Here is a 6566-nt window from a genome sequence, read left to right as displayed (position 1 = left end):
GTATGGCGGTTCCCTCGGTCCGTTTGGGGAACCTGGTGCGCGCCGTCAGCATATTCAAACCGGCCTAGCCCGTGACCTTGCTTTCGCTCTCCAGGCACATCTTGCCCTGGTGGCAGCTGGGTTCGATGGGATAGTTGCCGTCGAAGCAGGCCAGGCAGTGGGCGTTCTTCTCGTTCACGGAATCGAGCAGGCCCGGAATGGACAGGTAGTGCAGGCTGTCCAGGCCGATGAAGCGCGCGATGTCCGGCACGGGGGTGGTGGCCGCGATGAGCTCGCCCTTGCTCGAGAAGTCGATGCCGTAGAAGCAGGGGAAGCGGATGGCCGGACAGGACACGCGCATGTGGATCTCGCGTGCGCCCAGCTCCCGCAGCTTCTTCACGCGGGTGCGGATGGTGGTGCCGCGCACGATGGAGTCTTCCACGATGAGGATGCGCTTGCCTTCGATCATGCTGCGCACGGGGTTCAGCTTCACGCGCACGCTGAAGTTGCGCATGTCCTGGCTGGGCTGGATGAAGGTGCGGCCCACGTAGTGGTTGCGGATCATGGCCAGCTCCAGTGGCAGGCCCGAGGCCTGGGAATAGCCCACGGCCGCGTAGTTGCCGGAATCCGGGAAGGGCATGACGAAGTCCGCGTCCACCGGGGCTTCCTTGGCCAGCATGGCGCCCATGGTCTTGCGGCGCTCGTACACGCCTTCGTCAAAGACCATGGAGTCGGGCCGGGCGAAATAGATGAGCTCGAAGATGCACTGGCGCTTGGGCGCGGTCTCAAGCAGCCGCTGGCTGGTGAGGCGTCCGCCCTCCACCACGAGCATTTCGCCGGGCTCCACCTGGCGGATGTACTCGGCCTCGATGAGGTCGAAGGCGCAGGTCTCGGAGGCGAAGACGTAGTTGTCGTTCAGGCGGCCCAGCACCAGGGGGCGCAGGCCGTGGGGGTCGCGCACGGCGATGAGCTTGTTGTTGGCCATGATGAGCAGCGAGTACGCGCCCTTGACCTTGGAGCAGGCCTTGAGGATGGCTTCCTCGATGGTGCCGCCGTTCAGGTACTTGGCGATGAGGTGCACGAACACTTCGGTGTCCATGGTGGTCTGGAAAATGGAGCCCTGGCTTTCCAGCTCGTTGCGCAGCTCAAGGGTGTTCACCAGGTTGCCGTTGTGGCCCACGGCGATGTGCCAGTCCTTGAAGCGCACCAGGAAGGGCTGCGCGTTTCTGATGAGCGATACGCCCGTGGTGGAGTAGCGGATATGGCCCAGGGCGATGTTGCCCTTCAGCTCCTTGCCCAGGTGCCGCTCGTTGAACACGTCGTGCACCAGGCCCATGCCCCGGTGTTCGCGGATGGCCGCGCCATCCCAGGTGACGATGCCCGCGGACTCCTGCCCGCGATGCTGGAGCGCGTACAGGCCGAAATAGGCCATGCGCGCGGCCTCCTGGTGGCCGTAAATGCCGAAGAGACCGCAATACTCGCGTTTCATGTGCCATCCTTGCTGGTTTTCCGGGCCGGGGAACAACGCCTGGCGCACCGGGGCAGGTCAATCCCCCCCGGCCGCCCGACCCTGGCGCTCGAAGCGCCTGGAACTATTCGCTCTGCTACTTGGTGCCGTAGTAGTCCTGCAGGCAGCGCACGCTCAAGCCATGGCCGCGTTCTTCGCGGATGGCCTGGGCCATGGCGGCCGCGCCGGACACCGTGGTGGTGTAGGGCACGCCGTAGAGCAGCGTGGTCTGCCGGATCTCCTTGGAGTCGTTCACCGTCCGCTTGCCGGAGGGCGTGTTGACCACGAGCGCTATCTGCTTGTTCTTGATGAGGTCCACCACGTTGGGACGGCCTTCGTTCACCTTGAGCACGCGCTCGACGTGCACGCCCTTGGCGGCCAGGTGGTCGGCCGTGCCCCCGGTGGCGATGATCTTGAAGCCCAGGTCCTCGAAGGCCTGGGCCACGGGAGTGATGGCCGCCTTGTCGCGGTCGTTCACGGACAGGAACACGGTGCCGCTTTCGGGCAGGCGCTGGCCGGCGGCCAGCTGGCCCTTCATGAAGGCCAGGCCGAAGGAGGTGTCGATGCCCATGACTTCGCCGGTGGAGCGCATCTCGGGTCCGAGGAGGATATCCACGCCGGGGAAGCGGTTGAAGGGGAACACGGATTCCTTCACGGAAACGTGGCCGCTCTTGCGCATCTCCCAGGGCTTCAGGTCGCGGATCTTCTCGCCCAGCATCACGCGGGTGGCGAGCTTGGCCAGGGGCACGCCCGTGGCCTTGCTGACGAAGGGCACGGTGCGGCTGGCGCGGGGATTCACCTCAAGGATGTACACCTCGCCGTCCTTGATGGCGAACTGGATGTTCATGAGGCCGATGACGCCCAGTTCCTTGGCGAGCTCCTTGGTCTGGCGCTCGATTTCGGCCACCAGCTCCGGGGCGATGGTGTGCGGGGGCAGCACGCAGGCGGAGTCGCCGGAGTGGATGCCGGCCTCCTCGATGTGCTCCATGATGCCGCCGATGTAGGTTTCCTCGCCGTCGGAAAGGCCGTCGCAGTCCACCTCGATGGCGTTCTCAAGGAACTTGTCGATGAGGATGGGATGCTCCGGCGAGATGATGGCGGCCTTGCGGAAGTAGTTGTTGAACTCCTCGTCGTCGTACACGATCTCCATGCCGCGTCCGCCCAGCACGTAGGAGGGGCGCAGCACCAGCGGGTAGCCCAGGCTGTCCTTGATCTCCGTGGCCTGGGTGAGGGTCATGGCCGTGCCGCTCATGGGCTGCTTCAGGTGCAGCTTGCGGATGAGCGCGGAGAACAGCTCGCGGTCCTCGGCGCGGTCGATGCTCTCCGGCGGGGTGCCGAGCAAGGTCACGCCGGCCTTCTTGAGCGCCACGGCGAGGTTCAGCGGGGTCTGGCCGCCGAACTGCACGATGACGCCGAGCGGCTTCTCGAACTCCACGATGTTCAGCACGTCCTCGTAGGTCACGGGCTCGAAGTAGAGGCGGTCCGAGGTGTCGTAGTCGGTGCTGACCGTTTCCGGGTTGGAGTTGACCATGATGGACTGCACGCCCATTTCCCTCAAGGCGAAGGAAGAGTGGCAGCAGCAGTAGTCGAACTCTATGCCCTGGCCGATGCGGTTGGGACCGCCGCCCAGGATGACCACCTTCTTCACGTCCTTGCTCTCGATCTCGCAGCCGGTCTCGTAGGTGGAGTAGTAGTACGGGGTGTAGGCCTCGAACTCCGCGGCGCAGGTGTCCACCAGGTAGAAGGTGGGGACCACGCCCATGCTTTTGCGCATGGCGCGCACGCCGTCCTCGCTCATTTTCCAGAGCACGGAGAGCTGCTTGTCGGAGTAGCCGTAGCCCTTGGCTTTTTTCAGCAGGGGCAAGAGGGCCGGGTTCTTGGCCGAGATTTCCTCGCCCTTGCCGAACTCGGCCAGTTCGGCCTCGACGGTCAGGATGTCGCGGATCTGGCGCAGAAACCAGGGATCGATGAAGGACGCCTGGTGGATCTCCTCGTTGGTGAAGCCGCAGCGCATGGCGTTGCGCACGGCGAAGAGCCGGGCGGAGTTGGGCTTGCGCATCAGGCGCAACAGTTCGTCTTTGTCCAGCGGGCAGGTCTCGAACTTCTTGCCCAGGCCGGGCATGCCGACCTCAAGCGAACGCAGGCCCTTCTGCAGCGCCTCCTTGAAGGTGCGGCCGATGGCCATGGTCTCGCCCACGCTCTTCATGGAGGTGGTCAGGTAGTCCTCGCTGCCGGGGAACTTCTCGAAGGTGAAGCGCGGAATCTTGATGACGCAGTAGTCGATGGACGGCTCGAAGCTGGCCATGGTCTCCCGCGTGATGTCGTTGGGGATCTCGTCGAGCGTATAGCCAACGGCCAGCTTGGCCGCGATTTTGGCGATGGGGAAGCCCGTGGCCTTGGAGGCGAGCGCGGAGGAACGCGACACGCGGGGGTTCATTTCCACGATGATCATCTCGCCGTCGGCCGGGTTGATGGCGAACTGGACGTTCGAGCCGCCGGTCTCCACGCCGATTTCGCGCATGATGGCGAGCGCGGCGTCGCGCATCTTCTGGTATTCGTCGTCGGTCAGGGTCTGGCTGGGGGCCACGGTGATGGAGTCGCCCGTGTGCACGCCCATGGCGTCCAGGTTTTCGATGGAGCAGATGATGACGCAGTTGTCCTTCTTGTCGCGCATCACCTCAAGCTCGAATTCCTTCCAGCCCAGCACGCTCTGCTCGATCATGATCTCGCTTTTCATGCTGGCGGCCAGACCCTGGGCGGAGATGGACTCCAGGTCTTCCATATTGTAGGCCACGCCGCCGCCGGTGCCGCCCATGGTGAAGGCCGGGCGGATGATGAGCGGGAAGGGCAGGGTGCGGCCGATCTCGCGCACGTCGTCCATGGTGCGGGCGATGCCGCTTTTCGGCACCTTGAGGCCGATCTTCTCCATGGCGGCGCGGAACAGCTCGCGGCTTTCGGCCTTCTCGATGACGGGCACCGAGGCGCCGATGAGCTCCACGCCGAACTTTTCCAGCACGCCCATCTTGGCCACGGCCAGCGCCGTGTTCAGGGCGGTCTGGCCGCCAAGGGTGGGCAGCAGGGCGTCGGGGCGCTCCTTCTCGATGATCTTGGCCACGGTGCCGGGTTCAATGGGCTCGATATAGGTTCGGTCGGCAAGCTCCGGGTCGGTCATGATGGTGGCCGGATTGGAGTTCACCAGGATGACTTCGTAGCCTTCTTCCTTGAGGGCCTTGAGCGCCTGGGTGCCGGAGTAGTCGAATTCGCAGGCCTGGCCGATGACGATGGGGCCGGAGCCGATGAGCATGATCTTCTTGATGTCTGTGCGCTTGGGCATTTTTCCGCCGCTTGGGTGAGAGGTTTCTGCCGTGCCGTGAAACGGGAGAGATGTACGCGATAAGCATCCGGCAGGCAAGTGGCAAGGGCGGCTGGGAGCCTGCGGGTTGGCTGGCCCAGGCGGGGGTGGGGCGCCTGCCGCAACGCGTTTCCGGCCCTAAAGCTTGCGGCGGCAAGGACCGAAAAGACAGGCAACTGACCGACGGACCTTCATCGCAAGAACATACCCTTTGGCACAAGGCCGCTGGCGGAAGATGGTCTTCCGTTGGCGGCCTTGGGCTTTTGCGCGCCGAAAGATTCTACTGCACCACCCACACTGCGCAGTTCTTGGCGTTGTGCACCAGCTTGGTGGACACGCTGCCGAACAGGAACTCCTCGCCCTTGGTCAGGCCGCGCCTGCCCACCACCAGGGTGCCGAAGCCGCCCTCCTGCTGCACGTCCAGAATGGTCTGGGCAACGCTCGGCTCGGCGCTGCACAAAACCGTGCGCTCGCTGATGGCCGCGTCGGGCAATCCGGCCTTGGTCAGCACCTCGCGGGCGTCCTTGAGGAAGCCGAAGACACGCTCGTGCTCCAGGCGGCACTGGGAAAGCCAGGCCTCCTCGGTGTCGAAGCGGTCGCGTCCCGGGGCGCGCTCGATGTACAGGAGCGTCACGCGGGCGTCCCGCACCTGGCCCAGCAGCTGCGCGGCGTAGTCCACGGCGCGCCGGGCGTTGTCCGAGGCGTCCACGGAGATGAGGATGTTCTTGAAGTCCATAGGGCCTCCTTGCGATGCGCCTAAAGCCTGCGCAGGGTGTCCAGACAGGGTTCGAGGTCGGCCAGGAGCTCCGGCACGGTCTCGTAGTAAACCTCCGAGGCCGAGGAATAGTGCATCAGCACGCGGTTCAGGTCCTCCGGCACGTAGGGGAAGAGCTTGCGCAGGTTCACGATGCGGTGGCGGAAGAACAGCGCGCAGTCGGCCTCGCTCACGTCCGGCCCGGCCGGGTCGGCCTGGGCGCGATCTTGGATGGTGTGCACGCCCTTGCCGGTGATGAAGGCCAGGATGTTGCCCAGGCCGAAGAGATCCAGGCCGAAGGGATTCTCGGCCGCGTCAAAGCCGTAGTCGAAGTCGATCCAGCAGTATTCGCCGCTCGCGTGGTCCACGTAGAGGTGGTCGCGGCGGATGTCGCCGTGGGTTTCGCCGTTCTCATGCAGGAAGTGGATGGCCTTGCAGGCGCGGACGAAGCGCTCCAGTATGCCGGGGTAGATCTCGTGGAAGTAGGTTCTGTGGTCAGCGTGGATGTCCTCCACGTTCAGGTCCAGCCTGCGCCCGGCCACGCGTTCCAGCACGCGCACGATGTTGCCGCGCGCATCGCGGTATGACTTGCCCTGCATGAAGCGCGGGTCGCCCTCCACCAGGCGCAGGATGCGCGCCTCCTTGGCGGCGCTGCGGTGGCAGGGAATGGTCAGCGGCCCGATGTGCTGGTCGAAGGTCTCGGCGAACTCCAGCTTCAGGATGCGGTACTGGCCGCTTTCCAGCTCCACGCAGCGCTTGACCCAGAACTTGGGGTCCTCCATGCCGAAGCGCCGCTCGCGCTCGTCGCCCATGACCAGATAGTGGCGTCCGCCTACGCTGATGACGTCGCCGTAGGTGATGCTCATGAACTCGGTGGTGTCGGTGAACACGGAGCCGTAGGAACTGACGCCCACCGGGGGCTTGAAGCGCTCCACAAGGGCGCGCACGCTCAAGGCCGACGGATCGGGCGGGGG

4 protein-coding genes are annotated in these 6566 nt (G+C 64.9%); all 4 read right to left on the bottom strand.

Going from position 1 to position 6566, the window contains the following annotated elements:
• Positions 1-64: 64 nt before the first annotated feature.
• Positions 65-1468, bottom strand: a complete 1404-nt coding sequence (purF, locus tag VN419_RS00185; protein WP_325643182.1) for an amidophosphoribosyltransferase — start codon at positions 1466-1468, stop codon at positions 65-67.
• A 115-nt stretch (positions 1469-1583) separates the two neighbouring features.
• Entirely contained in the window at positions 1584-4820 is a 3237-nt protein-coding gene (carB, locus tag VN419_RS00180) for a carbamoyl-phosphate synthase large subunit (protein WP_325643180.1), read from the bottom strand.
• A gap of 298 nt (positions 4821-5118) precedes the next feature.
• Positions 5119-5574 (bottom strand): universal stress protein, encoded by a 456-nt coding sequence (locus VN419_RS00175; protein WP_325643178.1) that lies wholly within the window; start codon positions 5572-5574, stop codon positions 5119-5121.
• Positions 5575-5594: 20 nt separating this feature from the next.
• Positions 5595-6539 carry a serine/threonine protein kinase gene (locus VN419_RS00170; protein WP_414652890.1) on the bottom strand — a complete coding sequence of 315 codons (945 nt, stop codon included), beginning with the start codon at positions 6537-6539 and terminating at the stop codon, positions 5595-5597.
• Positions 6540-6566 lie beyond the last annotated feature (27 nt).

Source organism: Humidesulfovibrio sp. (assembly GCF_035560995.1).
GTDB lineage: Bacteria > Desulfobacterota > Desulfovibrionia > Desulfovibrionales > Desulfovibrionaceae > Humidesulfovibrio.
Note: the sequence above shows the minus strand (reverse complement) of the source record. Positions and strands in the feature narration are given on the sequence as shown.